This window comes from Streptococcus mitis, assembly GCF_026782865.1.
In the GTDB taxonomy this organism is placed as follows: domain Bacteria; phylum Bacillota; class Bacilli; order Lactobacillales; family Streptococcaceae; genus Streptococcus; species Streptococcus mitis_CG.
In genome coordinates this window covers 247,559-273,994 of sequence record NZ_JAKUXK010000004.1, presented here as the reverse complement: position 1 = coordinate 273,994, position 26,436 = coordinate 247,559, and the positions used below count along the sequence as shown (strand labels likewise).

Here is a 26,436-nt window from a genome sequence, read left to right as displayed (position 1 = left end):
TCTCAGCCTCTTTCTTTATTATGTGACTAATAGTCACATAATAAAACCGCTTTCTCATATATTCTTTTAGCAAACCTGTTGCTAAAAGATATAAAAATTGATAGAATAAGGATTGTCTAAAAAATTTTAAGGAGAATCTATCAAATGGATTTCACATGGGCAATTAAATATGCCACTGAATTTTTGGCCACTGCTATTTTGATCATTCTTGGTAATGGTGCAGTTGCTAACGTTGAACTTAAAGGTACGAAAGGTCACCAAAGTGGCTGGCTCGTTATCGCTGTTGGTTACGGTATGGGGGTTATGATTCCAGCTTTGATGTTTGGTAACGTATCAGGTAACCACATCAACCCAGCCTTCACTCTTGGACTTGCAATCAGCGGTCTCTTCCCTTGGGCACAAGTAGCACCTTATATCCTTGCACAAGTGTTAGGAGCTATTTTTGGTCAAGCCTTGGTTGTGATAACACACCGCCCATACTACTTGAAAACTGAAAACCCAAACAACATTTTGGGTACTTTCTCAACAATTTCAAGTTTGGATCAAGGTACAAAAGAATCACGCTTTGCCGCAACTGTTAACGGTTTTGTAAATGAGTTTATTGGTTCATTTGTTCTTTTCTTCGCAGCCCTTGGTATGACTAAAAACTTCTTTGGTGCTGAATTAGTATCAAAAGCACAAGCAGCTATTAATGCTCAAGTTGCTCAAGCAACTACTCAAGGTCAAACAATTCCTCAAGAGCAAGTAACAGCAGCTCTCGACCAAGCTAAAGAACAAGTAGCACCATTTATGACATCTGGTCTTGGGATTGCTCACTTGGCACTTGGATTCCTTGTTATGGCCTTGGTAACATCACTTGGTGGACCTACAGGACCTGCCTTGAACCCAGCCCGTGACTTGGGACCACGTCTCCTTCATGCTTTCCTTCCAAAATCAGTTCTTGGTGAGCACAAAGGCGATTCAAAATGGTGGTATTCTTGGGTACCAGTAGTAGCACCTATCGCAGCAGCAATTGCGGCAGTAGCTATCTTCAAATTCCTTTACCTATAAGAAATTGAAACCGAGGAAAGCCTCGGTTTTTTAGATGAAATTTTTACGAAAAATCGGTAAATTTGAGCATAATATCTTGTAAAAAATTCTAAAATCCTTTAAAATAAAAGAGTTGGAGGAATTTATGAATGTAAATCAAATTGTACGGATTATTCCTACTTTAAAAGTTAATAATAGAAAATTAAATGAAACATTTTATATTGAAACCCTTGGTATGAAAGCCTTGTTAGAAGAGTCAGCCTTTCTATCACTAGGAGACCAAACAGGTCTAGAAAAGCTGATTTTAGAAGAGGCTCCAAGTATGCGTACTCGTAAGGTAGAGGGAAGAAAAAAACTAGCTAGATTGATTGTCAAGGTGGAAAATCCCTTGGAAATCGAAGGACTCTTATCTAAAACAGATTCGATCCATCGATTATATAAAGGTCAAAATGGCTACGCTTTTGAAATTTTCTCGCCAGAAGATGATTTGATTTTGATTCACGCAGAAGATGATAGAGAAAGTCTAGTAGAAGTAGGAGAAAAGCCTGAATTTCAAACAGATTTGGAATTAATTTCTTTAAGTAAATTTGAGATTTCTATGGAATTACATCTCCCAACTGATATTGAAAGTTTCTTGGAAGTATCTGAAGTTGGGGCTTCACTTGATTTTATCCCAGCTCAGGGTCAAGATTTGACTGTGGACAATACGGCTACTTGGGACTTATCTATGCTCAAATTCTTGGTCAATGAACTAGACATAGCAAGTCTTCGCAAGAGGTTTGAGTCTACCGAATATTTTATTCCTAGGTCTGAAAAATTCTTCCTTGGTAAAGATCGAAATAATGTTGAATTGTGGTTTGAAGAAGTATGAAGTGGACCAAGATTATTAAAAAAATAGAAGAACAAATCGAGGCAGGGATTTATCCCGGAGCCTCTTTTGCGTATTTTAAGGGCAATAAATGGACGGAGTTTTATTTAGGACAGAGTGACCCAGAGCATGGCTTGGATACTGATCCAGGACTGGTTTATGACCTAGCTAGTGTCAGCAAGGTTGTTGGGGTTGGTACCGTTTTTACCTTCTTGTGGGAAAAAGGTCAATTAGATATTGACAGACCGGTAACCGATTTTTTACCTGAAAGTGATTATCCAGACATCACTATTCGTCAGCTCTTAACTCACGCTACAGACCTTGATCCGTTTATTCCCAATCGTGATCTTTTAACAGATTCAGAATTAAAGGAAGCTATGTTTCATCTCAATAGACGAAATCAGCCAGCCTTTCTTTATTCGGATGTCCATTTTTTGCTATTAGGTTTTATCTTGGAAAGAATCTTTAATCAAGACTTGGATGTGATTTTACAGGAGCAAGTTTGGAATCCTTGGGGAATGACGGAAACCCAATTTGGACCTGTTGGGCTTGCTGTTCCAACAGTCAGAGGTGTAGAGGCAGGTTTGGTACATGATCCCAAGGCTCGTCTCCTGGGCAGACATGCAGGTAGTGCTGGTTTATTTTCGACTGTAAAGGATTTACAAATCTTTTTGCAACACTATTTAGCAGATGATTTTGCAAGAGACTTGAGTCAAAATTTTTCACCTTTGGATGACAAGGAACGTTCTTTGGCATGGAATTTGGAAGGAGATTGGCTAGACCATACGGGCTATACAGGTACCTTTATCATGTGGAATTGCCAGAAGCAAGAAGCGGCTATTTTCCTATCGAATCGTACCTATGAAAAGGATGAGAGGGCTCAATGGATTGTAGACCGCAATCAAGTAATGGACTTGATTCGCAAAGAAGAGTAAGGAGAGACATGTCAAACAGTTTAAAAGGGACTTTATTAACAGTTGTAGCTGGCATTGCTTGGGGCTTGTCAGGAACGAGTGGCCAATACCTGATGGCACATGGAATTTCGTCTCTGGTTTTAACTAACTTACGACTTTTAATCGCCGGTGGGATTCTCATGGTCTTGGCTTATGCTACTGCAAAGGATAGAATGCTGGCCTTTTTAAAGGATAGAAAAAGTTTGCTGTCTCTTCTCATTTTTGCTCTGATTGGCCTTTTCCTCAATCAATTTGCCTATCTAACTGCTATTCAGGAAACCAATGCAGGAACCGCGACGGTGCTTCAGTATGTTTGTCCTGTCGGGATTTTAATTTATAGCTGTATCAAGGATAAGGTGGCGCCGACGCTTGGAGAGATTGTTTCCATCATATTAGCCATTGGAGGGACCTTCCTGATTGCCACTCATGGGCAGTTGGACCAGTTATCTATGACACCTGCAGGTCTGTTCTGGGGTCTCTTTTCTGCTCTGACTTACACACTTTATATCATTTTGCCCATAGCCTTGATTAAGAAGTGGGGGAGCAGTTTGGTCATTGGTGTGGGAATGGTCATAGCAGGTTTGGTCGCCCTTCCTTTTACAGGAATTCTACAGACTGCTATCCCAACTAGTCTTGATTTTCTCCTCGCTTTTGCGGGCATTATTCTTATCGGGACTGTCTTTGCCTATACAGCCTTCTTAAAGGGAGCTAGTTTGATTGGACCAGTTAAGTCAAGTTTGTTGGCTTCAATTGAACCAATCTCGGCGGTTTTCTTTGCCTTCCTAATCATGGATGAACAATTTTATCCCATTGATTTTCTTGGTATGGCAATGATATTAGTTGCTGTAACTCTGATTTCTTTGAAAGATTTATTGTTAGAGGAATAAACAAAAAATAAAAGTAGATGATAGTAACTCTTAAAGAGGGGTTATTTTTACTAATAAAAGCTTTTGAATCTAAATGAATTAATGAAATTTTATAAAAGTTTAAGCCTTTTTTCTTAAAATATTTATATGAGTATAGAATACTTGGAGAAAATATGAATATTTTTAAAAAAATACATCCATCTAAACCTCTAAAATACTTGAGATGCTTTGACATTGTGATTATTACGATCATAATGTTTGGTCAGTTTATAATTCGTTCAACCGAGCTATTTTTAGCAAATACGTTTCCAACGGGTGCATCAAGTACAGTAGGGACAGTTAGACAGGCTGCAAGCGAAGATGCAGCTTATTCTAGTAATTTTACCCTGCAAGCTATATTATTGACTGTGACCGTACTCTATCTTTTGATTCGAAACTATGATTTTAAACAGCTTCCTATTCGCTGGAATTGGTCCACTATCTTTTGGGTTCCATTTATATTTGCTTTAGTGGGACTGTTTGGAGACTTGGTTACAACTCTCACTGGTAAATATAATTACTTTAATCAAGACCTTTTTGCCTATATAGATTTTACGCAAATAATAGGGAAGTTCTTAGCTCTCAGCCCGATAGCGATTGCCTATGCCTTACTTAATGGATTTTATGAAGAGTTTTTCTTTCTAGGTTTGTTGACTTCAGTGAAGGAAAAACACAAGTGGTTGGTTTTGCTTTATTCTACTAGTATTCGTATTTCCTTCCACACCTATCAAGGATTAGTATGGGCTTTGGTAATCGGTGTAGTTTATGGCTTATTCTATTATTTCTTATACAAATATAAAATTAAAAATCTCCTTCCATTCTTTCTCATGCATGCTTTAGCAGATATGTTTGGTTCTAGCCTGCTCTATCTATTGGTTGCTTGGGGGACTTAAGAATTAGAAAAGTCCACTCAGTTGTCTGAGCGGACTTTTTGTGTCAAGACGTTTAGTCTTTATTTTCGTATGGCAAGATCAAGTTCAAGATGATTCCTGTCATGGCTGATAGGGCAGTACCTGAAAGGGTAACTGGACCAAGTTTAAGGATAGCTCCTCCAAGTCCAAGGACCAACATAGCACTTGCGATGATTAGGTTACGCATTTGACCAAAATCAACACGTTCTTTGATCAAAACTTTCAAACCGTTGCTGGCGATAACCCCATAGAGAAGGATTGACATACCACCAAGTACAGCATTTGGAATGGTTGAAATCAAGGCTGTGAATTTACCAAGGAAGCTAAGGGCAATCGCGATAAGGGCAGCGTTACGGATAACTGAGACAGAAGCGATACGAGTCATACCGATAACCCCTGTATTTTCTCCGTAAGTTGTATTGGCTGGTCCACCAAGGAAGGCAGAAACAGAAGTTGCGATACCGTCACCAAGAAGAGTACGGTGAAGACCTGGTTCTTTCAAGAATTGACGACCACAGATTTGACCCAAAACAGTATGGTCTCCGATATGTTCAGAAATTGTTACGATAGCGATTGGCAAGATGGCAATGGTTTCTGGACCGAAGTAAAGATTGTATTCTTTAAAGGCACCACCAGTGCTAAATGGCAAGTAGAAACCAGGAATCTCGAACCAGTTAGCTTTAAGAACTGGTGTAAAGTCAACCAAGCCAAGAGTTAGTGCGAAGAGGTAACCACCGATAATGGCAAAGAGAAATGGAATGATTCGTAGGAAGCCTTTTCCCTTTGTATTGATAAAGGCAGCAATCAAGAAAGTAACAACTGCTACAAGAGCATTTTTCCAATTTCCATCAGCTACAAGACCAGCATTGGTAACAGCTGAACCTGCAAGTCCAAGACCGATAACGATGATCATAGGTCCGATGATGATTGGTGGCAAGAGTTTATCAATCCATTTTGTACCCGCAAAACGAACACTTGCAGCCACAAGGACATAGATAAAACCTGTAAGGATAACCCCTGTTTGTGCAGCTGATACATCCCCTCCTAGTTCCTTCATAGCTAGGGACATAGCTGTGATAAAGGCGAATGATGATCCTAGATAAACTGGAACTCTAAAACCAGTTGCGATCATGTAGATGAGTGTTCCAACACCTGAAGCAAAAAGGGCAACAGATACAGGCATTCCCAAAATCAAGGGTACCAAGATGGTCGCACCAAACATGGCGAAAACGTGTTGGAAGCTAAGGAGAATTCCTTTTCCAGCCGAAGGACGTTGGTCAACGTCTAGTAACAAATCAACAGTTGATTCTTGTTTCATATAAACCTCACTTTTGGGCATCAAAAAAGAGCCCATTATTTTACAGCAATAGGCCCTCAGAGTAAGACTTCTCTAAAATCTAGACTTTAAAGAGTTTCAAGTATTTCTGCGTCTTCGTCACCTCACGGGATGACATTAAAAACCTTTGCTTGTGATAGTATAGCAGAAATTCCGAACTTTGTAAATATTTTTTACTAAAAAATTTAAAGTGGGCGTTTGTTGGGCATGCCAGCCTTTCTTGGATATTTATTTGGTGTTTCTTTTTTCTTTTCTACCACTGTGATATAACGCGGATCTCCATTTGGTAGAGCGTAGCTGAGATTGTCTTCGACTTTACTGAAGAGGAGGTTGAGGGCATTCTTAGCTTCTAATAATTCCTCAGGCGCATTGCTGGCCTTGAGTGCCAATAGTTTTCCGCCAATTTTAAGGTAAGGAATTGTCAATTCAGATAAAACCTGCATGCGGGCAACCGCACGAGCTGTTACAAAATCATATTGAGCACGGAAGTTCTTGTCTTGTGCAAAATCTTCGGCACGTCCATGGTAGAAATGAACATCGTCTAAATCCAGTTCTTGAGCCAAAAGTTGGAGGAAGTTGATGCGCTTGTTGAGAGAATCAATGATAGTTACATTTAACTGAGGATAGAGAATTTTCATCGGTAGACTAGGAAATCCTGCCCCGGCCCCGATATCAAGCAGTTTGATAGTTTCATTGGGAATCAAACCTTGAAGGATGGGTGCAATCGAATCGTAAAAATGTTTGAGATAAACTTCATCCTTGTCTGTAATAGCTGTTAGATTGATTTTTTCATTCCACTCGACCAAGAGTTCAAAATAACGTTCAAATTGTTTTTTTTGCTGGTCCGAAAGTGGAAGATTCTGCTCGGCAAGCAGGTTGTAAAATGTTTCTGGTTTCATAGTTATTTCCTTCTTTAGTATCATCTTATTTTACCACAATCATTAAAAATTTGATATACTGGTACTAATCTAAAAGCAGAAAGGACTTATATAATGACTTGGATTATTCTTGGAGTTATCGCTCTTATTGTTATTTTTGTAATTGTTAGCTATAACGGTTTGGTTAAGAATCGTATGCAAACAAAGGAGGCTTGGAGTCAGATTGATGTTCAGTTGAAACGTCGAAATGACCTCTTGCCAAACTTGATTGAGACTGTAAAAGGTTATGCTAAATATGAAGGTTCTACCCTTGAAAAAGTGGCAGAACTGCGTAACCAAGTGGCGGCAGCGACTTCACCAGCAGAAGCTATGAAAGCTAGTGATGCCCTTACTCGTCAGGTTTCAGGTATTTTTGCAGTTGCAGAAAGCTATCCAGATTTGAAAGCTAGTGCCAACTTTGTTAAATTGCAAGAGGAGTTAACAAACACAGAAAATAAAATTTCGTACTCTCGTCAACTTTACAACAGTGTTGTCAGCAACTACAATGTAAAATTAGAAACTTTCCCAAGCAATATTATCGCTGGAATGTTTGGATTTAAAGCAGCAGATTTCCTTCAAACACCAGAAGAGGAAAAGGCAGTTCCTAAAGTTGATTTTAGCGGTTTAGGTGACTAAGATGTTGTTTGATCAAATTGCAAGCAATAAACGAAAAACCTGGATTTTGTTGCTGGTATTTTTCCTACTCTTAGCTCTTGTTGGCTATGCTGTTGGTTACCTCTTTATGCGGTCTGGGATTGGTGGTTTGGTTATCGCACTGATTATCGGCTTTATCTATGCCTTGTCCATGATTTTTCAATCGACAGAGATTGTCATGTCCATGAATGGAGCGCGTGAGGTGGATGAACAAACGGCACCAGACCTCTACCATGTAGTGGAAGATATGGCTATGGTCGCTCAGATTCCTATGCCCCGTGTTTTCATCATTGATGATTCAGCCTTAAATGCCTTTGCGACAGGTTCTAACCCTCAAAATGCGGCGGTTGCTGCGACGTCAGGTCTCCTAGCTATCATGAATCGTGAAGAACTAGAAGCTGTTATGGGACATGAAGTCAGTCATATTCGTAATTACGATATCCGTATTTCGACTATTGCTGTTGCCCTTGCTAGTGCTATTACCATGCTTTCTAGTATGGCAGGTCGTATGATGTGGTGGGGTGGCGCAGGTCGCAGACGAAGTAACGATGACAGAGATGGAAATGGCTTAGAAATCATTATGCTAGTGGTTTCCCTCCTAGCTATTGTGCTAGCACCTCTCGCTGCAACCTTGGTACAACTAGCTATTTCTCGTCAGAGGGAATTTCTAGCTGATGCTTCAAGTGTCGAGTTGACTCGCAATCCTCAAGGGATGATTAATGCTCTCCATAAGTTGGATAATAGTAAACCGATGAGTCGTCCTGTAGATGATGCCAGCAGTGCACTTTATATCAATGATCCTAAGAAAGGTGGAGGGTTCCAAAAACTCTTTTATACCCACCCACCTATCTCAGAACGGATTGAACGTTTAAAACAGATGTAAAAAGAATCCAGAGGTCGTCTCTGGATTTTTGCTATGTTGAAAATTTATAAATCTTCTAAATCAACTACCTCCAAACCGTGTTCTGTCAAGCGATAGATAGTCGAACAGACCTCTTTTAAGAAACGACGGTCATGCGAAACAGTGATGAGACCACCAGGATAGGTGGCAAAGAGTTTTCTGATTTGGGGTTGAGAAGTTGGAGAAAAGTTTCGTGTGGGTTCATCTAGCAGGAGAAAGTTTGGTTTGCGCAAGACTAAATTCAAAAGCAGGAGTTTTCCCTGTTGCCCGCCAGATAAGGAGCGAATTTGATGTTGCATTTCTGGATAACTGAAATTGAGACTTGCTAAGTGAGATTGGATTTTCTGCAGTTCCTCTTTTTCCCCAGTTTTGCTGAGGTAGACGATTGGGGATAAATCCAATTGCAGTTTTTTATGGTAATCTTGTGGCATAAAACCAATAGAAATCTCTCTTTTATCATTAAGAAGTTGCTGTAACTTTGCTAATAGAGTTGATTTCCCCATACCATTTGGGCCGATGATACCGATTTTTTCTTGGGCACGGACAGTTAATTGTAGTTCTTGCACCAAAACTCGGTCTCCAATGGACAAACTTTCCTTTTCCAGTTGGATTAAGACTTTAGAAGCCGGTAATGGCTGTATATCTGAGAAAAAAAGTTGAATGTGTTCTTCTTCAAGTGGCTTTTTAGTCATGGACTGAGCTATTCTTTCATAGCGTTTTTCTTGAGAGAGAACGTTTTTCATCTTTTTAGCCAATAGGCGACCGGCAGTACTGTCTTTAGTAGCTCGAAGTGCAGTTTCTACATTTTGCTTGACTCGCCGATGTTTTTCCATGGTTTTATCGTAGGCTCTTTGGTCGTTAGCAGCTTGTTGGCTTTGTTTGGCAAAATTAGCCTTTTTCTGCTCACTATAGCTATCATAGTCTGAATGCTCTACTAGTGTTTCTGCTTCTTTACGGTGCTTGACCAGTCGCAAGTGAACAATAGTGTCTGCCGTTTCAGAAAGAAAGTCTTCATCATGGGAAATGAAAATAACAGTTTGCCGAATCTTTCGAATCTGACCTTTTAGCCAATCAACCGTCTTAAGGTCCAGATCATTTGAAGGTTCATCTAAAAATAGAATCTCAAAGGGTTTGGCTAACTCATGGATGAGCTGAATTTTCAAAGCTTCGCCCCCTGATAGACTGCCAATTTCTTGGTTGCTAGCGAAACGGTCGCTATCAAAATGCAATTCCTCAGCCAAACGATAGAGGATACTGTAGTCTAAATCAGTAAAATCCAAAAAGAAGTAGTCGTGTAGACTTTTCTTTTTCAGCTCTTCGGGGAGTTTTTGAGGAATGTAAGCGAGTGACTGATAGTCAGACTGGATGTCACCCCTGATAGTGAAATCAGGCAAAGATTCCCCCATTAAAGTTTTAAGCAAGGTTGATTTACCATTTCCTTCTTCGCCGATGATAGCTACCTTTTCCCCGTCTTGGATGATCATGCTAAGGTCAGAGACAAGGTCTCGTAAATTTTTGTTCTGTGTGATGGTCAGGTGATTGATTTTTATCATATGATTGCCCTTTCTAGAATGTCGATAATGCATAATAAAAAGCTCTACTTTACCTAGTAGAGCCAAAGTTTATGTCAAAAAAACTCTATTAATACTCTTCGAAAATCTCTTCAAACCACGTCAGCGTCGTCTTACCGTATATATGTGACTGACGAAGTCAGTCTTATCTACAACCTCAAAACAGTGTTTTGAGCAGCTTGCGGTTAGCTTCCTAGTTTGCTCTTTGATTTTCATTGAGTATAAAATGCCAGAAAAAGAGCATAAAAGAGCACACAAAAAGAGACAAAAACAGAATCTACTAAATAAAGGTTCTTTATTTGATAGACTTAGTTGTTCATGTCTCCCTTACCTCCGAGTATTAGTACCTCTATCCTATACCTTTCAGGATATTTTGTCAACAGAAAACTGACAATTCTAATCTCTAAAATCCAAAAACAGGTCCATAAAGAGTTAGTACGTGTTTGACATGCTCGTAATGGAATTTATCATAGTTGCGCCAAGCAGTACGAGCTTGATCGTTCAGTTTTAGGCTACCGAGACCTATCAGAAGACTGGTACGTTGGTAAAATTTCTCAAGGTCAATTAAGATACTGTTGTTCAACTTTTCCGCTTTTTTGAGCTCTTGCAGAGTAGTATTTAGCAGATCTTGCAGTCGAATATCATCTGCCGTACCCTGTTTGCAGCTTTGGAAACTTTTATTTAACTCGGATAGGAGTTGGGTTGCATTAGTAATGAGTTCTTTGTCTTCCATGTGAGCATCCTCCTTGCTCTGATGTATTATTGCCTATAGTATAGCACTAAAAAACAAAAATGTCATAGTAAATATGTTAAAAAATCAATTTTAATTATAAAGTTTGGTGGGCTGATTTGTAGGCTTTTCATGGTATAATCAAGAGAGTAAATCTTTATGGAGGAAGTATGAAATTAAATATTCAAGAAATTCGTAAGCAGTCTGAAGGCTTGCATTTTGAACAAACGTTAGACCTAGCCGTAGACCTGCGTGCACGTAATCAAGAAATTTTAGATGTAAAAGATATCCTTGCAGTTGGGAAAGTACAGTACGAAGATAGTATGTATTTCTTAGATTATCAACTATCTTATACCATTGTTCTTGCTTCAAGTCGCAGTATGGAGCCAGTTGAGTTGGCTGAATCTTATCCAGTCACAGAAGTTTTCATGGAAGGCGCAACCAACAAGCTAGATCAGGAAGTTTTAGACGATGATTTGGTCTTGCCTATCAAAAATGGAGAACTTGACCTTGCTGAGAGCGTGTCAGACAATATCCTACTAAACATTCCTATTAAGGTTTTGACGGCTGAAGAAGAAGCTGGTAAAGGTTTTGTGTCAGGAAATGACTGGCAAATCATGACAGAGGAAGAATACCAAGCCCAACAGGCAGTTAAGAAAGAAGAAAACAGTCCTTTTGCTGGCTTACAAGGACTATTTGATGGAGACGAATAATGGTTTTATCAAAAAAACGAGCACGAAAAGTGCTAGAAGAAATCATTGCTCTGTTTCCAGATGCCAAGCCCAGTCTTGATTTTACCAATCATTTTGAACTCTTGGTTGCGGTCATGTTGTCAGCTCAGACAACGGATGCAGCGGTAAATAAGGCCACACCAGGTCTCTTTGCTGCCTTTCCAACGCCACAAGCCATGTCTGTTGCGACAGAGGGTGAGATTGCTTCACACATTTCTCGTCTAGGACTGTATCGGAATAAGGCTAAATTCCTAAAAAAATGTGCTCAACAGTTACTAGACGACTTTGATGGTCAAGTTCCTCAAACACGTGAGGAATTGGAGAGTTTAGCAGGTGTTGGTCGCAAGACTGCCAATGTTGTCATGAGTGTGGGCTTTGGAATTCCAGCCTTTGCAGTAGACACTCATGTGGAGCGTATTTGCAAACACCATGATATCGTCAAAAAATCAGCAACACCACTTGAGGTGGAAAAGCGGGTCATGGATATCTTGCCGCCGGAGCAGTGGTTAGCAGCCCATCAGGCCATGATTTATTTTGGAAGAGCCATTTGTCATCCTAAAAATCCAGAGTGTGACCAGTACCCACAGTTATATGATTTTAGCAATTTATAAGATGGGGTTTCAAAAGTTTTTGCTTGATTTTAAGCATGCTTTGTGCTATAGTAATTGATAACTAAATATTCCTTTAAAACTGTCCCGTGAGGCAGGCAAGGAGCGTGATAAAGTAGAAGGGTGAAGTCTATACTGTTTGCAGTAGGGCTTACTTAGCTATACATTTCAAGTCTCCTTGTTTAAGGAGACTTTTCTTTTTGGAGGTTTGTCATGAAGGCAAAAGAAGTTGTAGACGAATTGACCGTCAAACGAGCGATTACTCGTATTACTTATGAGATTATCGAACGTAACAAAGATTTGAATAAAATCGTCTTGGCTGGTATTAAAACTCGTGGTGTCTTTATCGCCCACCGAATCCAAGAACGTTTGGAGCAACTAGAAAATCTTTCAGTTCCTGTTGTGGAATTGGATACAAAACCTTTTCGTGATGATGTTAAAAGTGGAGAAGATACTTCTTTGGTTTCTGTTGATGTGACAGGCCGTGAAGTTATCTTGGTGGATGATGTGCTTTATACAGGTCGTACTATCCGTGCTGCTATTGATAATATTGTCGGTCATGGTCGTCCTGCGCGCGTGAGTTTAGCAGTTTTAGTCGATCGTGGACATAGAGAATTGCCAATCCGTCCAGATTACGTTGGAAAAAATATCCCAACTAGTCGTTCTGAAGAAATCATCGTAGAGATGGCAGAACTTGATGGCCAAGACAGGGTTCTGATTACTGAAGAAGCTTAGAAAGCTAAAGGAGTAGCCATGTCAGAAAATCAACAAGCATTGAACCATGTGGTGTCCATGGAAGACCTCACTGTTGATCAAGTGATGAAATTGATCAAGCGAGGAATTGAGTTTAAAAACGGAGCTCAGCTTCCCTATGAAAACCACCCGATTGTTTCCAATCTTTTCTTTGAGGATTCTACACGGACGCATAAGTCCTTTGAAGTGGCAGAGATTAAATTGGGATTGGAACGACTTGACTTTGATGTGAAGACTAGTTCAGTTAATAAAGGGGAGACACTTTATGATACCATCCTGACTCTGTCTGCTTTAGGAGTTGACGTCTGTGTGATTCGCCATCCAGAGGTTGATTACTACAGAGAGTTAATTGCTAGTCCGACGATTACGACTTCCATCATCAATGGTGGAGATGGTTCGGGCCAACACCCTAGCCAGAGCTTGCTGGATTTGATGACTATTTATGAGGAATTTGGTCACTTTGAGGGTCTCAAGGTTGCTATTGCAGGCGACTTGGACCATTCACGTGTTGCCAAATCCAATATGCAGATTTTGAAACGCTTGGGAGCTGAACTTTACTTTGCTGGACCTGAGGAATGGAGAAGTCAAGAGTTTGCAGACTATGGACAGTTTGTAACTATTGATGAAATCATTGATCAGGTGGATGTCATGATGTTTCTCCGTGTGCAACATGAACGCCATGATAGTGGTGCAGTCTTTTCAAAAGAAGACTACCATGCCCAACATGGCTTGACTCAAGAACGTTACAATCGCTTGAAAGAAACAGCAATCCTTATGCATCCAGCTCCAGTCAACCGTGATGTAGAAATCGCAGACCGCTTGGTTGAAGCACCAAAATCACGGATTGTCCAACAAATGACCAATGGTGTCTTTGTTCGAATGGCAATCTTAGAATCCGTACTGGCGAGTAGAAACGCCAACTAAAACACAAGACGTTAAAAGACGCCAGTGAGCGTCCACGAGAGGTGAAAATATGACAAAAAGACTTCTAGTATTAGAAGATGGCACAGTTTTTGAAGGCAAGGCCTTCGGAGCAGATATCGATGTAACAGGTGAAATTGTCTTTAATACAGGTATGACTGGCTACCAAGAATCCATTACAGACCAGTCTTATAATGGACAAATCTTGACCTTTACTTATCCTTTAGTAGGAAATTATGGAATCAACCGTGATGATTACGAATCCATCATTCCAACTTGTAAGGGAGTCGTTGTTTTTGAAGAAGCACGTAGAGCAAGCAACTGGCGCAACCAAATGACCTTGGATGAATTCTTGAAAGCCAAGAAAATACCAGGTATCTCAGGTATTGATACGCGTGCACTTACCAAGATTATCCGTAAGCATGGTACCATGCGTGCAACCTTGACCCATGTTGGGGACAGCATGGACCATGTGACTGACCAGCTCCAAGCAACAGTATTGCCGACAGACAATATTAAGCAGGTTTCTACTAAAACTTCATATCCAGCTCCAGGAGTTGGTTTGAGCGTGGTGTTAGTGGACTTTGGTCTCAAGCACTCAATCTTACGTGAACTTTCTAAGCGAAACTGTAATGTGACCGTGGTTCCATACACGACAACGGCTGAGGAAATACTCCATCTCAATCCTGACGGAGTGATGTTGTCAAATGGTCCTGGGAATCCAGAAGATGTTCCACAGGCACTGGATATGATTCGTGGTGTGCAAGGAAAAATTCCAATCTTTGGTATCTGTATGGGGCACCAACTCTTTGCAATGGCAAATGGTGCTAAGACCTACAAGATGAAGTTTGGTCACCGTGGATTTAACCATGCGGTACGTGAAATTGCTACAGGACGTGTGGATTTTACAAGTCAGAACCATGGTTATGCAGTCAGCCGTGAGGATTTGCCAGAACACTTGATTATCACCCACGAAGAAATCAATGACAAGTCAGTTGAAGGTGTGCGTCACAGATATCAACCTGCTTTCTCTGTTCAATACCATCCAGATGCAGCCCCTGGTCCACACGACGCTAGCTACCTATTTGATGAGTTTATCGAGATGATGGAAGCTTTTAAACAATCAAACTAAGAACGAGTAAAAGCTCGTCGGAGAATTTATTTAATGGCAACCTGAGAGTTGCCGAATAGAAAGGAGAAGATACATTGTTCGCGGAAGTGAACACGCCCTAAGAACTGTGTGAAAAAGATAAACATCGTCTTGACGCTGAAGGCGTCTGCACCGAGTTTCCTATTTTCACTGTATTCTTTACGGGCTTTGTATCATAAACTATGCCTAAACGTACTGATATTCAAAAAATTATGGTGATTGGTTCTGGTCCGATTATTATTGGTCAGGCTGCTGAGTTTGACTACGCTGGGACCCAGGCTTGCTTGTCGTTGAAAGAGGAAGGTTATGAGGTTGTTTTGGTTAACTCAAACCCTGCAACCATCATGACGGACAAGGAAATTGCTGATAAGGTTTATATTGAGCCGATTACACTTGAGTTTGTGACACGTATTCTTCGTAAGGAGCGTCCAGATGCCTTGCTACCAACCCTTGGTGGTCAGACAGGGCTCAACATGGCCATGGAATTGTCTAAAAATGGTATCCTAGATGAACTTGGTGTTGAGCTTCTGGGAACTAAATTATCTGCCATTGACCAAGCGGAGGACCGTGACCTCTTTAAACAATTGATGGAAGAGCTCAACCAACCAATTCCAGAGTCTGAAATTGTTAACACTGTCGAAGAAGCAGTTGCCTTTGCAGCGACAATTGGCTACCCAGTCATCGTCCGTCCAGCCTTTACACTTGGTGGTACTGGTGGTGGTATGTGTGCCAATGAGGAAGAATTACGTGAAATCGCTGAAAATGGGTTGAAATTATCACCTGTTACCCAATGTTTGATTGAGCGTTCAATCGCAGGTTTCAAGGAAATCGAATACGAAGTGATGCGTGACTCAGCTGACAATGCTTTGGTTGTTTGTAACATGGAAAACTTTGACCCAGTTGGAATTCACACAGGGGATTCCATTGTATTTGCCCCTGCCCAAACCATGTCAGACTATGAAAACCAAATGCTTCGTGACGCAAGCTTGAGCATTATTCGTGCCCTTAAGATTGAAGGTGGATGTAATGTTCAGCTGGCCCTTGACCCACACAGTTTTAAGTACTATGTTATCGAAGTAAACCCTCGTGTATCGCGTTCGTCAGCTCTTGCTTCTAAGGCGACAGGATATCCGATTGCTAAGTTGGCTGCCAAGATTGCAGTAGGTTTGACTTTGGATGAGGTGATCAACCCCGTTACGGGTTCAACCTATGCCATGTTTGAACCAGCCCTTGACTATGTGGTTGCCAAGATTCCTCGTTTCCCATTTGACAAGTTTGAAAAAGGTGAACGCCGTCTTGGTACTCAGATGAAGGCCACTGGAGAAGTCATGGCAATCGGTCGTAACATTGAAGAATCTCTTCTTAAGGCTTGTCGCTCCCTTGAAATTGGGGTGCATCACAATGAAATACCTGAACTTTCAGCAGTTTCTGATGATGCCTTGATTGAAAAAGTTGTCAAAGCCCAAGATGACCGTCTCTTCTATGTGTCAGAAGCTATTCGCCGTGGTTACACACCAGAAGAAATTGCTGAATTGACTAAGATTGATATCTTCTATCTGGATAAACTCTTGCATATCTTTGAAATTGAACAGGAGTTGGGAGCTCATCCACAAGATCTAGACGTTTTGAAAACGGCTAAACTAAATGGATTTTCAGACCGTAAGATTGCTGAACTCTGGAATACTACAGCTGACCAAGTTCGCCAACTTCGCTTGGAAAACAAGATTGTTCCAGTTTATAAGATGGTAGATACTTGTGCGGCAGAATTTGACTCTGAAACACCATACTTCTATTCAACCTATGGTTGGGAAAATGAATCAATCAAGTCTGATAAAGAATCTGTACTTGTTCTAGGTTCTGGTCCAATCCGTATCGGTCAAGGGGTTGAGTTTGACTACGCAACTGTTCACTCGGTTAAGGCTATCCAGGCTGCTGGTTATGAAGCCATCATCATGAACTCAAATCCAGAGACCGTTTCTACAGACTTTTCTGTATCTGATAAGCTCTACTTTGAACCATTGACATTCGAAGATGTTATGAATGTCATCGACTTGGAACAACCAAAAGGGGTTATCGTTCAGTTCGGTGGTCAAACAGCCATCAACCTTGCGGAGCCATTGGCAAAAGCAGGTGTGACCATCCTTGGGACACAGGTCGCTGACCTAGACCGTGCTGAAGATCGCGACCTCTTTGAGCAAGCTCTTAAAGATTTGGATATTCCACAGCCACCAGGACAAACGGCTACCAATGAAGAAGAAGCAGTTCTTGCAGCTCGCAAGATTGGCTTCCCAGTTCTTGTCCGCCCATCTTATGTTTTAGGTGGACGTGCTATGGAAATCGTAGAAAATGAAGAAGATCTTCGTTCTTACATGCGTACAGCAGTTAAGGCTAGTCCTGACCATCCAGTCCTTGTTGACTCTTATATCGTTGGACAAGAGTGTGAAGTTGATGCAATTTCAGATGGTAAAAATGTACTCATTCCTGGTATCATGGAGCATATTGAACGTGCTGGTGTCCACTCAGGTGACTCAATGGCCGTTTATCCACCACAAACCTTGTCGCAAAAGGTTCAGGAAACCATTGCAGACTACACAAAACGCCTATCAATCGGTCTTAACTGCCTTGGAATGATGAACATCCAGTTTGTTATCAAGGATGAAAAAGTCTACGTTATTGAGGTCAATCCACGTGCTAGCCGTACGGTTCCATTCCTTTCTAAAGTGACCAATATCCCTATGGCTCAAGTAGCGACAAAGCTCATTCTTGGTCAAAAACTTGAAGAACTTGGCTACCAAGATGGACTTTACCCTGAAAGCACCCGCGTTCATATCAAGGCACCTGTCTTCTCCTTTACCAAACTAGCTAAGGTAGATAGCTTACTTGGTCCTGAAATGAAGTCAACAGGTGAAGTTATGGGTTCTGATACTACTTTGGAAAAAGCTCTCTATAAAGCTTTTGAAGCTTCTTACTTACACTTGCCAACTTTTGGTAACGTTGTATTTACTATCGCTGATGATACCAAAGAAGAAGCTTTGGACTTGGCTCGTCGTTTCCAAAATATTGGCTATGGAATCCTCGCGACAGAAGGGACAGCAACCTTCTTTGCCAGTCATGGATTGCAAGCCCAACCTGTTGGTAAGATTGGTGATGACGATAAGGATATTCCAAGCTTTGTTCGTAAAGGAAGAATTCAAGCTATCATTAACACAGTAGGAACAAAACGAACTGCTGACGAGGATGGAGAGCAAATCCGCCGTTCAGCTATTGAACACGGGGTGCCCCTCTTCACAGCAATAGATACAGCTAACGCCATGCTCAAAGTATTGGAAAGCCGTAGTTTTGTTACAGAAGCAATCTAGTTGAGAAAAATTTTTCACAGTTTTAAAACCAGCGTCAGAAAACGCTGGTTTTTTGCAATACTGGTGTTGCTTATTTCAACTATCATACTTTCCTTAAGAATCATTTCAAAATGTGATGTAATAAGAATAAATTGGAAATAGAAAACTATTTTCAACATTTCTTTCAAAATCCATTAATAAAATAGGTAAAGACAAGATTAGAAAGTGAATATTCCGATGTCTTCTTACAAAAAGGTCTCTCTTTCTGAGATCAACCAATCTATTGAAACTCCGAATAACAATCATTTTGGCAAAATCTAAAAGTATTTTTGGGGCCTGGAGCTCTTATAGCAGTTAGTTATATGGATTCTGGAAACTGGATTACCAGTATTGTTGGTGGTGCTTCCTACAAGCATAGTTTCTTATTTGTTATTTTGATTTCATTCATTATCTCCATGCAGTTACAACAGATGGCTGGAAAACTCGGTATCGTGACTAGGATGGATTTAGCGCAGGCAACAGCTCATCATGCTCCCAAGTGGTTCCGCTATAGTCTATGGGTGATTTTAGAATTAGCTTTGATGGCGACAGACTTAGCAGAGGTTTTAGGTTCAGCAATTGCCTTAAATCTTTTGTTTAAAATACCGATTATGGTCGCGATACTTCTAACCGTTTTAGATGTATTTCTTTTGATTTTGTTGATGAAATTTGATTTCAAGGAGATTGAAGCTATTGTTACAACCCTTATCTTAACCATATTAGGCATCTTTTCTTATCTTATAGCTTTATCCAATCCGAGTATGCAGGGGATCTTTGGTGGTTATTTGCCGACTTTGACTTTATTTGAAAGTACTCTGCGGGGAAATGAGAGTCAATTGACTTTGGCTTTAGGGATTGTAGGAGCGACAGTCAGGCCCCATAATCTCTATCTTCATTCATCCTTATTCCAAGCAAGGAAAATCAACCATAAGGATAAGAAAGATATACGAAAAGCTGTCCGTTTTATGACCTAGGACTCAAATCTTCAGTTGTCCCTAGCCTTTGTTGGCAATTCCTTACTTCTCATTTTAGGAGCATCGCTCTTTTTTGCTCATGCGTCTGAAATTTCAGCTTTCTCTCAAATGTACAATGCTTTACAGGATTCGATAATAGCAAGAGCGATAGCCAGCTCAACTCTGTCAACTTTATTTGCTATGGCCCTCTTAGCAAGCGGTCAAAATTCTACTATCACAGGTACTTTGACTGGTCAGATCGTTATGTAAGGTTTCTTGCATATGAAATTACCACAGTGAATTATTCGTGTCGGAATACGGATTTTTGCCTTGCTCCCTGTGATTATAGTCGCTGTCTTGTTTGGGCATCAAGAAAAGACCTTAGATCAGTTATTGGTCTATTCACAGATCTTTCTTTCAATCGCTTTTCCATTCTCGATTTTTTCCTTAATTTATCTGACCTCTAAGAAGTCAGTGATGGGAGAATTTAACGATGCCAAGTGGAATACAATCCTAGGCTACGTAGTTTCATTCATCTTGACCATTCTCAATGTCAAGTTTCTTTTCGATATTTTTTAAACCTGTCTAAGTCAGGTCTTGGCATCAGCTTGAGGATTGATAAAGAGATAATAGCAGTGATTGGTTAATGAAAATAAGAAACAAAAAAGAACAGATGAAACTGTTCTTTTTATCATTATTTGAGACCGTATTTTTTGTTGAAACGATCCACGCGTCCATCTGCTTGAGTGAACTTTTGACGTCCAGTGTAGAATGGGTGTGAGTCTGATGAAATTTCCACACGGATCAATGGGTAAGTTTCGCCTTCGAACTCAACTGTTTCGTTAGAGCGCTTTGTTGAACCGCTAAGGAATTGGTAACCAGTAGTTGTGTCCATGAAGACAACTGGGCGATATTCTGGATGGATATCTTTTTTCATTTTGCAATATTTCCTTTCTGCCATGGTCTCTTTGCGAGCCATAGATTGTTACCATACTAGTCTATCAGATTATAAAAAGTTTGGCAAGTATTTTATCAGTTTTTAAGCAAGTTTTTTAACTTTTGGTAGATGATTTCGTTTTCTTCTAGACTATAGGAATTAGCACCACTTGCTAGAGGGTGGCCTCCGCCATCATGTTCCTTGGCAATTTCATTGATAGGATGGATTTTACTGCGTAAGCGAACTCGGTAGTGGCCATCAGCCTGCTCCACAAAAATTCCCCAGAGACTTACACTGTCAATGCGTCCAGGTGCACCGACAATGGCTGCAGTTTCAGCATCGGTGACATTGAATCGTTTTAAGATTTCCTGACTCAGGATAACGCGCGCCGCACCATTTTCATCCACTTCCAGATGGTCGTAGATGTAGCCTTGAAGTTTAGCAATTTTGTAACTCATAGTGTCCATTTTGCGAGTGAGAGCTGCAAAGTCAAAGTTATGTTCTCTCAAATAAGCAGCCAGGCGAAGAGTCCGTGCAGTCGTAGAAGGATAGAGGAAGCGACCTGTATCACCAATAATTCCTGCAAAGAGCAACTCAGCAGCGCGATCTGACAAGGTCAGTTGGGTTGTTTGGGCAAATAAGGTAATCATCTCGCTAGCGCTGCTTGAACTAGTATCTACCCAAGATAGGTCACCATATACATCATCATTTGGATGGTGGTCAATCTTAATGAGAAAATCACATTGACTATAGCGCTTATCATCGATTCGAGCAGTATTCGCCGTATCACAGACGATGACAAGTGCCCCTTGGTAGACACTATCTTCAACAAGATCCATCTCAGCCATCCAAGTTAGAGTTGGTTCATCAAAACCAACTGCTTTGATAGTTTTTTCTGGGAAATGATGTTTGAGAAGAGCTTTCAAGCCCACTTGACTTCCCAAGGCATCAGGGTCTGGTTTCATATGACGGTGAATGATAATCGTGTCGTATTCTTTGATTTTTTCTAAAATTTGATGGCAAATTTCCATAAATAACCTCAATTCTTTCTCATTTCATTGTAGCACAAGAATTTTTATTTTTAAAATGAAAAAGATGTGATATAATGGAGAAAGATAAATTGAGGAGGACGATATGGCATTAGCAAAAATTGTATTTGCCAGTATGACCGGTAATACCGAAGAAATTGCAGATATTGTAGCAGACAAATTACGTGACTTGGGCTTGGATGTCGATGTTGATGAATGTACAACTGTTGACGCTTCAGACTTCTTGGAAGCAGACATCGCTATCGTTGCGACCTATACTTATGGTGATGGTGAATTGCCAGATGAGATGATGGACTTCTACGAAGACCTAGCAGATCTCAACTTGAATGGTAAAATCTACGGAGTTGTTGGTTCAGGTGACACCTTCTACGACGAATTCTGTAAGGCTGTCGATGACTTTGATCGAGTTTTTGTAGCGACAGGAGCAGAAAAAGGTTCAGAGTGTGTTAAAGTTGATCTTTCTGCTGAGGAAGAAGACATTGAACGCTTGGAACAATTCGCAGAAGAATTGGCTGCTAAAGTAGGATAAGTATAAAACTGCGCTGATACAATCAATCAGTGCATTTTTCTTATCGTGAGTTGGGATTTTACTAGCCTATTTGGTGGCTTTTTGATACAATAATTCAAATAAAGGAGGAGACTGTATGGATTTAGATATTATTCGTCAAGAAATTGATCAAATTGACGATCAAATTGTCAAACTGTTAGAAGAACGAATGCATTTAGTTGAGGGTGTAGTTGCCTATAAGAAGGCTTCAGGGAAACCGATTTTAGATACCAAGAGAGAAGCAATTATCTTTGAAAAGGTCAGAAATCATGTTGAGGACAAGCGCTATCAGGAGACTATTGTCGCGATTTTTTCTGACATACTCAAACGTTCGCGTGATTATCAGGATCAAAACATCAAATGAAAAAAGAACAATTTTATCCGCTAGGAATTTTTCTAGCTGCCATGGTGGGCGGATTGGTTCGCTACCTAGTTTCCACTTGGTTACCAGCCAGTCCAGATTTCCCTTGGGGCACCCTTCTTGCCAACTATCTAGGCATTTTCTGCTTGGTGTATCTTGTTAAGGGCTATTTAGTCTATAAGGGAACCAGTAAAGGCGTTATTTTAGCACTGGGGACGGGCTTTTGCGGAGGTTTAACAACCTTTTCTAGTCTCATGCTTGATGCTGTGAAACTGCTTGATACAGGGCGTTATCTTAGCCTAGTCTTGTATCTCATTTTAAGCGTGGGTGGAGGCCTGCTCTTGGCTTACTATTTGGGGAGGAAGAAATGGTAATCGTCTATCTTGCAATTGCTTGTGGTTTCGGAGCTTTAGTGCGCTATTTCTTTTCTCGCTATAATCAAGCTTCTAAATTGCCACTCGGAACGCTCATAGCCAATCTTCTAGGTTGTTTTTTGATTGGATTATTCTACAATCATGTAGAGTCTAAGGAAGTCTATGCTATTCTAGCAACTGGATTTTGTGGAGGTTTGACAACTTTTTCGACCTTGAATGATGAACTTAAAAGACTGTTAAGTGATAAGAAGGTATTTTATAGCTATCTAGCCTTAACCTACCTAGGTGGTTTGGTTGCGATTTTTTTAGGAATTCTGCTATAAATTTCTTTACTTTTTTATGGAAATTTGGTAAACTGTATCTTGTGTGTAATGGACGCACAAAAATACAGTTTATCCGCTGAGGAAGATTCCTCAAGATTGACAAAGATAGGAGAATAAAATGAATCCATTAATCCAAAGCTTGACTGAAGGTCAACTTCGTACAGATATCCCATCATTCCGTCCTGGTGACACTGTTCGTGTACACGCGAAAGTTGTCGAAGGTAACCGTGAACGTATCCAGATTTTTGAAGGTGTTGTTATCGCACGTAAAGGTGCTGGCATCTCAGAAAACTACACAGTTCGTAAAATCTCTAACGGTGTAGGTGTTGAGCGTATCTTCCCAATCCACACTCCACGTGTTGAAAAAATCGAAGTTGTTCGTTACGGTAAAGTACGTCGTGCGAAATTGTACTACTTGCGTGCTCTTCAAGGTAAAGCAGCTCGTATCAAAGAAATCCGTCGTTAATTCGACTAAAAAACTCTGCTTTTCAGCAGAGTTTTTATCTAGCTCCCTTAGTTCAATGGATATAACAACTCCCTCCTAAGGAGTAGTTGCTGGTTCGATTCCAGCAGGGGGCATATATAGAAATGTAAAGAAAAGACACAGAAAATTTAAAGTGTTTATTTAAAGACAATTATCACAATTTCATTTTAAAAAATAATTTAGTATTTTTTTCCTTTTTGACCAAATTTTGCTCAATGATTACAGAATAAAGTGGATCAGCAAAGTAACTTTGATATCTATTAGTTTAAAAATAAGGACTTCCATTATTAGAATGTCCTTATTTTTATTATGGAATTGGACAAATGAGATAAAGGTTCAGAACTATGAACTCAGAAAGCAAGTACAAAGCTTTAAACAGCTTTCGAAAAGATTTGGTGTAGATTTTTCTGGCTAAGGTACGTGACAAGATGAATTGATTGTTATGAACTAGAAAGTGTAAAAAAATGGGGAAAATCGTTATTATTCTCCTGAATTTGATATGTTGTAAAAGACTATTCTGGTCTGTTAAATATATCAATAACAAAATTTAAACATGATAGTCTAATATCTAATCCATTTCAAGTGAATAAGTTTATCAATCATTTGAGTAAGAAAATCTCAAAAGAAGAAGGGCTGGGTTTTCAAAAATAACCTATCTAGTCATTGTTTATATATAATTTGTATCTTTTGGTTTATTAATTTGTATTTAAAATTTAATCATGTTACAATTGAAATTGAAATTGAAATCGAATAGAAAAGGAAAATGCAAACGTGGGCACACTATTAGCAACAAGATTAAAAAATAGACGAAAAGAATTAAAAATGTCTCAGCGAGAATTGGCTGAGGGGATATGCAAACAGGGACAGATTAGTCGATTAGAGAATGGAGAATTTACTCCAGGAGCAGACTTTTTATATGCTCTGTCTAAGAAGTTAAAAGTTAGTATGGATTATTTTTTTAATGAGCAAATTGAAGAGGAGATTGACGAGCTATCAGAGTTTAAGAAGTTAGCTCAGACATTTATCACAAATCGAAATTATGAGTCTTTGAAATATATATATGAACTAGAGAGTGTAAAAGTACATCGCTTGTCTCTAGTAGATAAGTTTTATATGGAGTGGATAAAATCTCTTATAGATTTTTATTTCTACGGGCAAAAAGAGGAGGCTGTGGCAAGATTGGAGAAGGTACTGTCTCAGTTAAGTGTATCTGACTTGACCTACCTTCAGGTTTCAAATACTCTATTCAATTTTTATTATGATATTGAAGATTTAGAAAGTTTTAATGAAATTCGAGAAAAGTTAGAGTATCAAGTAAATCAACTCAATTTAAACACAATTGAAGAATTAACCCTTTCTATTAAATTTAATTATAATGTTTGTCGCTACCTATGGTTGCAGAATAATACTGAAGAAGCTATTACTAAAATCACAGATACGATAAAGCAATGTAAGACGTATAGAACAACATATCTTTTGGCTGATTTGTATTTATTGATGGGAAATGTCAGTAAGAATTTTTCTTCTAAAGTTGCAGTAAAAGAGTACTTTGAAACGGCTTATTTTCTATATAAGTTTGAGGGCAATATGTCAATGGTTCTAAAAATTGAGCATTACATTGCAGATATAACAGAATGGTAAAGACGATGTTCAATTAAGCATCGTTTTTTTAATCTAAAAAGATACAAATATGTATTTAATAAAAATAAATAAAAAATATTATCAAAATTCTTGACAGTATTATATTGAAGTGCTAAAATGAGTGCAAGAAAATATTAGGCTTTTTGTCCATAAAACATCACCAGAAACTTACTATAGACTGAGTGAATGTAAAGAGACTTCAGCCTTTGAAGAATTGAGAGGTAAAATTAATGAATGAATTGGAAGTTAGATTTGAACTCAACGATGAGAGAGATTATAATAATGCTATTTCATATTTAGAAAAATCTTATAAATTTAAGAGTGAAAATAAGCAAGTTGATGAATATTTTAAAATAAAAGGAAGAGAATTTGAAAATGATGAGGTAGGTAGCTTTATCTACAGAATTCGCCAAGAAGATGATAATAAAGCATGTGTTTTCACAAGAAAAGATACGATAAAACAAGGAATGTGGAGTGAAAGTGAAATAGAGTTGGAATCTGAAAAATTAGAATTTGTAAGAAATATCTTGCAAGATGGATTTTCAAATATTTTCACAATAAGTAAACATAGAAAGACTTATCATGATGCATTAGAAAATAAAACGATTAATCTAGATAAGATTGATAGTCTTGGATTTTATCTTGAGATAGAGATTTTAGGAGATTTTTCAAAAGAAGATTATCATAATTTTTATGAGAAAATGTGCGGAGAGTTCTCGTTTTTAAATTCAAAAATAGAAACAAAGGGCTATGTCCAATTAATGAGAGAAAAAAATGGACGTAATTGAAATTATCAAATAGTCTTGTTGGGATTGTTTACTCAATTGCTGGATTTGGAAGTTTGATAGCAGTAACCTTTCTTTCTACTTTTTTGAATAAGAAGGATGCTTTTATATTGATGAATATATCAATGGCAACCATCCCACTTGTCATTATGGCGAGTGGAATAGTAGAAAATTGGATATTTTTTGGAATTTGTTATTCAATTTTGAGCGGACTAATTACAATAGCTTCTGTTTCGATTACAACAATACAGCAGCAAGAAAGTACTGTGTATAATATTGGAAAGATACTTTCTAGTTCTTTTGTAATAGCTACCATTTTTGCTCCTTTTGGAGGGATACTGGCTGCTTATTTTAATTGGCTTTTAAACCCGAGATTAAGTCTAGTTATTTTGGGATTACTAAGTAGTTTATTGGTTATTCTTATAAAGAGTTATGAAAAAAAGCTAACTAAGAAAAGAACTGCAATATTTATGAAGGAAGATTAGTGGGTTAATTATCATTAGAAAAAATAATATTAATTCGTAGTAAAATAAAAAAATGAAAAAGGTTTTACATAATGTACTACCTTTTTCAGATTTAATAATTATTTAGGGGATAGAACTATAGACCAAAAATACTGAATCTTGAACTGCACCCCAAAAGTAAGATTTTTTCTGTCTAACTTTTG

General features: G+C 39.1%; 27 protein-coding genes, 1 tRNA gene and 1 pseudogene. 23 read left to right on the top strand and 6 right to left on the bottom strand.

What is annotated here, in order from left to right:
• Positions 1–144: 144 nt before the first annotated feature.
• From gla to MK482_RS03500, 5 genes are all read left to right on the top strand, one after another.
• Positions 145–1,050 (top strand): aquaglyceroporin Gla, encoded by a 906-nt coding sequence (gene gla, locus MK482_RS03520; protein ID WP_268717992.1) that lies wholly within the window; start codon positions 145–147, stop codon positions 1,048–1,050.
• A 124-nt stretch (positions 1,051–1,174) separates the two neighbouring features.
• On the top strand, positions 1,175–1,900 hold the full coding sequence (locus MK482_RS03515; RefSeq protein ID WP_268717991.1) for a CppA family protein: 726 nt from the start codon (positions 1,175–1,177) through the stop codon (positions 1,898–1,900).
• The gene (locus tag MK482_RS03510) at positions 1,897–2,832 is read left to right on the top strand and encodes a serine hydrolase domain-containing protein (RefSeq protein WP_268717990.1); all 936 of its coding nucleotides are present in this window, start codon (positions 1,897–1,899) and stop codon (positions 2,830–2,832) included. The genes MK482_RS03515 and MK482_RS03510 overlap by 4 nt, the downstream gene beginning before the upstream one ends.
• 8 nt (positions 2,833–2,840) lie before the next feature.
• A complete protein-coding gene (locus tag MK482_RS03505; RefSeq protein ID WP_419151618.1) occupies positions 2,841–3,737 on the top strand; it encodes a DMT family transporter in 897 nt (298 codons plus the stop codon).
• Between the two features lie 152 nt (positions 3,738–3,889).
• On the top strand, positions 3,890–4,648 hold the full coding sequence (locus tag MK482_RS03500; protein WP_268717989.1) for a CPBP family intramembrane glutamic endopeptidase: 759 nt from the start codon (positions 3,890–3,892) through the stop codon (positions 4,646–4,648).
• 52 nt (positions 4,649–4,700) lie between these two features.
• Here MK482_RS03500 and MK482_RS03495 read toward each other — a convergent pair whose 3' ends face one another.
• Together MK482_RS03495 and rsmG are read right to left on the bottom strand one after the other, a co-directional pair.
• The gene (locus MK482_RS03495; RefSeq protein ID WP_268717988.1) at positions 4,701–5,984 is read right to left on the bottom strand and encodes a uracil-xanthine permease family protein; all 1,284 of its coding nucleotides are present in this window, start codon (positions 5,982–5,984) and stop codon (positions 4,701–4,703) included.
• Positions 5,985–6,187: 203 nt separating this feature from the next.
• Entirely contained in the window at positions 6,188–6,901 is a 714-nt protein-coding gene (rsmG, locus tag MK482_RS03490; protein WP_268717987.1) for a 16S rRNA (guanine(527)-N(7))-methyltransferase RsmG, read from the bottom strand.
• Positions 6,902–6,994: 93 nt separating this feature from the next.
• Here rsmG and MK482_RS03485 point away from each other — a divergent pair, with 93 nt between their 5' ends.
• Complete coding sequence (locus MK482_RS03485; protein WP_000219822.1) at positions 6,995–7,555, top strand: LemA family protein; 561 nt, start codon at positions 6,995–6,997, stop codon at positions 7,553–7,555.
• 1 nt (position 7,556) lies between these two features.
• Positions 7,557–8,456 carry a zinc metalloprotease HtpX gene (htpX, locus tag MK482_RS03480; RefSeq protein ID WP_136937035.1) on the top strand — a complete coding sequence of 300 codons (900 nt, stop codon included), beginning with the start codon at positions 7,557–7,559 and terminating at the stop codon, positions 8,454–8,456.
• 44 nt (positions 8,457–8,500) lie between these two features.
• On the opposite strand, the gene MK482_RS03475 is transcribed toward htpX, so the two are convergent.
• Positions 8,501–10,060, bottom strand: coding sequence for an ATP-binding cassette domain-containing protein (locus MK482_RS03475; RefSeq protein ID WP_268717986.1), 1,560 nt, complete (start codon positions 10,058–10,060; stop codon positions 8,501–8,503).
• Between the two features lie 388 nt (positions 10,061–10,448).
• Positions 10,449–10,778 (bottom strand): hypothetical protein, encoded by a 330-nt coding sequence (locus MK482_RS03470; protein ID WP_042751431.1) that lies wholly within the window; start codon positions 10,776–10,778, stop codon positions 10,449–10,451.
• A gap of 167 nt (positions 10,779–10,945) precedes the next feature.
• On the opposite strand from MK482_RS03470, the gene MK482_RS03465 reads away from it, so the two are divergent.
• From MK482_RS03465 to MK482_RS03435, 7 genes and pseudogenes are all read left to right on the top strand, one after another.
• On the top strand, positions 10,946–11,488 hold the full coding sequence (locus tag MK482_RS03465; protein WP_268717985.1) for a YceD family protein: 543 nt from the start codon (positions 10,946–10,948) through the stop codon (positions 11,486–11,488).
• The gene (nth, locus tag MK482_RS03460) at positions 11,488–12,117 is read left to right on the top strand and encodes an endonuclease III (RefSeq protein WP_033681985.1); all 630 of its coding nucleotides are present in this window, start codon (positions 11,488–11,490) and stop codon (positions 12,115–12,117) included. Before MK482_RS03465 ends, nth begins: the two co-directional genes overlap by 1 nt.
• 210 nt (positions 12,118–12,327) lie before the next feature.
• On the top strand, positions 12,328–12,849 hold the full coding sequence (gene pyrR, locus MK482_RS03455; RefSeq protein WP_261072677.1) for a bifunctional pyr operon transcriptional regulator/uracil phosphoribosyltransferase PyrR: 522 nt from the start codon (positions 12,328–12,330) through the stop codon (positions 12,847–12,849).
• Between the two features lie 18 nt (positions 12,850–12,867).
• Positions 12,868–13,791 carry an aspartate carbamoyltransferase catalytic subunit gene (locus MK482_RS03450; protein WP_268717984.1) on the top strand — a complete coding sequence of 308 codons (924 nt, stop codon included), beginning with the start codon at positions 12,868–12,870 and terminating at the stop codon, positions 13,789–13,791.
• 49 nt (positions 13,792–13,840) lie between these two features.
• Positions 13,841–14,920 carry a carbamoyl phosphate synthase small subunit gene (locus MK482_RS03445; protein WP_050278219.1) on the top strand — a complete coding sequence of 360 codons (1,080 nt, stop codon included), beginning with the start codon at positions 13,841–13,843 and terminating at the stop codon, positions 14,918–14,920.
• A 200-nt stretch (positions 14,921–15,120) separates the two neighbouring features.
• Positions 15,121–18,297, top strand: a complete 3,177-nt coding sequence (gene carB / locus MK482_RS03440; RefSeq protein ID WP_268717983.1) for a carbamoyl-phosphate synthase large subunit — start codon at positions 15,121–15,123, stop codon at positions 18,295–18,297.
• A gap of 216 nt (positions 18,298–18,513) precedes the next feature.
• Positions 18,514–19,847 (top strand): annotated as a pseudogene (locus MK482_RS03435) (Nramp family divalent metal transporter).
• A 115-nt stretch (positions 19,848–19,962) separates the two neighbouring features.
• On the opposite strand, the gene MK482_RS03430 reads toward MK482_RS03435, so the two are convergent.
• The gene (locus MK482_RS03430) at positions 19,963–20,205 is read right to left on the bottom strand and encodes a type B 50S ribosomal protein L31 (protein WP_000710764.1); all 243 of its coding nucleotides are present in this window, start codon (positions 20,203–20,205) and stop codon (positions 19,963–19,965) included.
• Between the two features lie 95 nt (positions 20,206–20,300).
• On the bottom strand, positions 20,301–21,236 hold the full coding sequence (locus MK482_RS03425) for a DHH family phosphoesterase (protein WP_268717982.1): 936 nt from the start codon (positions 21,234–21,236) through the stop codon (positions 20,301–20,303).
• Between the two features lie 103 nt (positions 21,237–21,339).
• Here MK482_RS03425 and MK482_RS03420 point away from each other — a divergent pair, with 103 nt between their 5' ends.
• The 9 genes from MK482_RS03420 (at position 21,340) to MK482_RS03380 (ending at position 26,254) form a co-directional block, all read left to right on the top strand.
• The gene (locus MK482_RS03420) at positions 21,340–21,783 is read left to right on the top strand and encodes a flavodoxin (protein ID WP_001162125.1); all 444 of its coding nucleotides are present in this window, start codon (positions 21,340–21,342) and stop codon (positions 21,781–21,783) included.
• 115 nt (positions 21,784–21,898) lie between these two features.
• Positions 21,899–22,165: a chorismate mutase gene (locus tag MK482_RS03415; protein ID WP_268717981.1), complete on the top strand. Its 267-nt coding sequence runs from the start codon at positions 21,899–21,901 to the stop codon at positions 22,163–22,165.
• The gene (crcB, locus tag MK482_RS03410) at positions 22,162–22,536 is read left to right on the top strand and encodes a fluoride efflux transporter CrcB (RefSeq protein ID WP_268717980.1); all 375 of its coding nucleotides are present in this window, start codon (positions 22,162–22,164) and stop codon (positions 22,534–22,536) included. The genes MK482_RS03415 and crcB (MK482_RS03410) overlap by 4 nt, the downstream gene beginning before the upstream one ends.
• Positions 22,530–22,859, top strand: coding sequence for a fluoride efflux transporter CrcB (crcB, locus tag MK482_RS03405; RefSeq protein WP_268717979.1), 330 nt, complete (start codon positions 22,530–22,532; stop codon positions 22,857–22,859). Before crcB (MK482_RS03410) ends, crcB (MK482_RS03405) begins: the two co-directional genes overlap by 7 nt.
• Before the next feature lie 118 nt (positions 22,860–22,977).
• Positions 22,978–23,325 (top strand): 50S ribosomal protein L19, encoded by a 348-nt coding sequence (gene rplS / locus MK482_RS03400; protein WP_001068669.1) that lies wholly within the window; start codon positions 22,978–22,980, stop codon positions 23,323–23,325.
• Positions 23,326–23,366: 41 nt separating this feature from the next.
• A tRNA-Arg gene (locus tag MK482_RS03395) sits at positions 23,367–23,438 on the top strand.
• Positions 23,439–24,114: 676 nt separating this feature from the next.
• Complete coding sequence (locus MK482_RS03390; RefSeq protein WP_268717978.1) at positions 24,115–24,984, top strand: helix-turn-helix domain-containing protein; 870 nt, start codon at positions 24,115–24,117, stop codon at positions 24,982–24,984.
• 230 nt (positions 24,985–25,214) lie between these two features.
• Positions 25,215–25,772 (top strand): CYTH domain-containing protein, encoded by a 558-nt coding sequence (locus MK482_RS03385; RefSeq protein WP_268717977.1) that lies wholly within the window; start codon positions 25,215–25,217, stop codon positions 25,770–25,772.
• On the top strand, positions 25,769–26,254 hold the full coding sequence (locus MK482_RS03380) for a hypothetical protein (RefSeq protein ID WP_268717976.1): 486 nt from the start codon (positions 25,769–25,771) through the stop codon (positions 26,252–26,254). The genes MK482_RS03385 and MK482_RS03380 overlap by 4 nt, the downstream gene beginning before the upstream one ends.
• Positions 26,255–26,436 lie beyond the last annotated feature (182 nt).

Excerpts from the sequence above, each read along its gene's own strand:
- gla (WP_268717992.1), top strand. The coding sequence starts at position 145 with ATGGATTTCACATGGGCAATTAAATATGCCACTGAATTTTTGGCCACT.
- MK482_RS03500 (WP_268717989.1), top strand. The coding sequence starts at position 3,890 with ATGAATATTTTTAAAAAAATACATCCATCTAAACCTCTAAAATACTTG.
- MK482_RS03425 (WP_268717982.1), bottom strand. The coding sequence starts at position 21,236 with ATGGAAATTTGCCATCAAATTTTAGAAAAAATCAAAGAATACGACACG.
- MK482_RS03510 (WP_268717990.1), top strand. The coding sequence starts at position 1,897 with ATGAAGTGGACCAAGATTATTAAAAAAATAGAAGAACAAATCGAGGCA.
- crcB (WP_268717980.1), top strand. The coding sequence starts at position 22,162 with ATGAAAAAAGAACAATTTTATCCGCTAGGAATTTTTCTAGCTGCCATG.
- MK482_RS03465 (WP_268717985.1), top strand. The coding sequence starts at position 10,946 with ATGAAATTAAATATTCAAGAAATTCGTAAGCAGTCTGAAGGCTTGCAT.
- rplS (WP_001068669.1), top strand. The coding sequence starts at position 22,978 with ATGAATCCATTAATCCAAAGCTTGACTGAAGGTCAACTTCGTACAGAT.
- rsmG (WP_268717987.1), bottom strand. The coding sequence starts at position 6,901 with ATGAAACCAGAAACATTTTACAACCTGCTTGCCGAGCAGAATCTTCCA.
- MK482_RS03505 (WP_419151618.1), top strand. The coding sequence starts at position 2,841 with ATGTCAAACAGTTTAAAAGGGACTTTATTAACAGTTGTAGCTGGCATT.
- crcB (WP_268717979.1), top strand. The coding sequence starts at position 22,530 with ATGGTAATCGTCTATCTTGCAATTGCTTGTGGTTTCGGAGCTTTAGTG.
- MK482_RS03495 (WP_268717988.1), bottom strand. The coding sequence starts at position 5,984 with ATGAAACAAGAATCAACTGTTGATTTGTTACTAGACGTTGACCAACGT.
- MK482_RS03385 (WP_268717977.1), top strand. The coding sequence starts at position 25,215 with ATGAATGAATTGGAAGTTAGATTTGAACTCAACGATGAGAGAGATTAT.
- MK482_RS03470 (WP_042751431.1), bottom strand. The coding sequence starts at position 10,778 with ATGGAAGACAAAGAACTCATTACTAATGCAACCCAACTCCTATCCGAG.
- MK482_RS03415 (WP_268717981.1), top strand. The coding sequence starts at position 21,899 with ATGGATTTAGATATTATTCGTCAAGAAATTGATCAAATTGACGATCAA.
- pyrR (WP_261072677.1), top strand. The coding sequence starts at position 12,328 with ATGAAGGCAAAAGAAGTTGTAGACGAATTGACCGTCAAACGAGCGATT.
- carB (WP_268717983.1), top strand. The coding sequence starts at position 15,121 with ATGCCTAAACGTACTGATATTCAAAAAATTATGGTGATTGGTTCTGGT.
- MK482_RS03445 (WP_050278219.1), top strand. The coding sequence starts at position 13,841 with ATGACAAAAAGACTTCTAGTATTAGAAGATGGCACAGTTTTTGAAGGC.
- MK482_RS03515 (WP_268717991.1), top strand. The coding sequence starts at position 1,175 with ATGAATGTAAATCAAATTGTACGGATTATTCCTACTTTAAAAGTTAAT.
- MK482_RS03485 (WP_000219822.1), top strand. The coding sequence starts at position 6,995 with ATGACTTGGATTATTCTTGGAGTTATCGCTCTTATTGTTATTTTTGTA.
- MK482_RS03420 (WP_001162125.1), top strand. The coding sequence starts at position 21,340 with ATGGCATTAGCAAAAATTGTATTTGCCAGTATGACCGGTAATACCGAA.
- MK482_RS03430 (WP_000710764.1), bottom strand. The coding sequence starts at position 20,205 with ATGAAAAAAGATATCCATCCAGAATATCGCCCAGTTGTCTTCATGGAC.
- MK482_RS03475 (WP_268717986.1), bottom strand. The coding sequence starts at position 10,060 with ATGCATTATCGACATTCTAGAAAGGGCAATCATATGATAAAAATCAAT.
- htpX (WP_136937035.1), top strand. The coding sequence starts at position 7,557 with ATGTTGTTTGATCAAATTGCAAGCAATAAACGAAAAACCTGGATTTTG.
- MK482_RS03450 (WP_268717984.1), top strand. The coding sequence starts at position 12,868 with ATGTCAGAAAATCAACAAGCATTGAACCATGTGGTGTCCATGGAAGAC.
- nth (WP_033681985.1), top strand. The coding sequence starts at position 11,488 with ATGGTTTTATCAAAAAAACGAGCACGAAAAGTGCTAGAAGAAATCATT.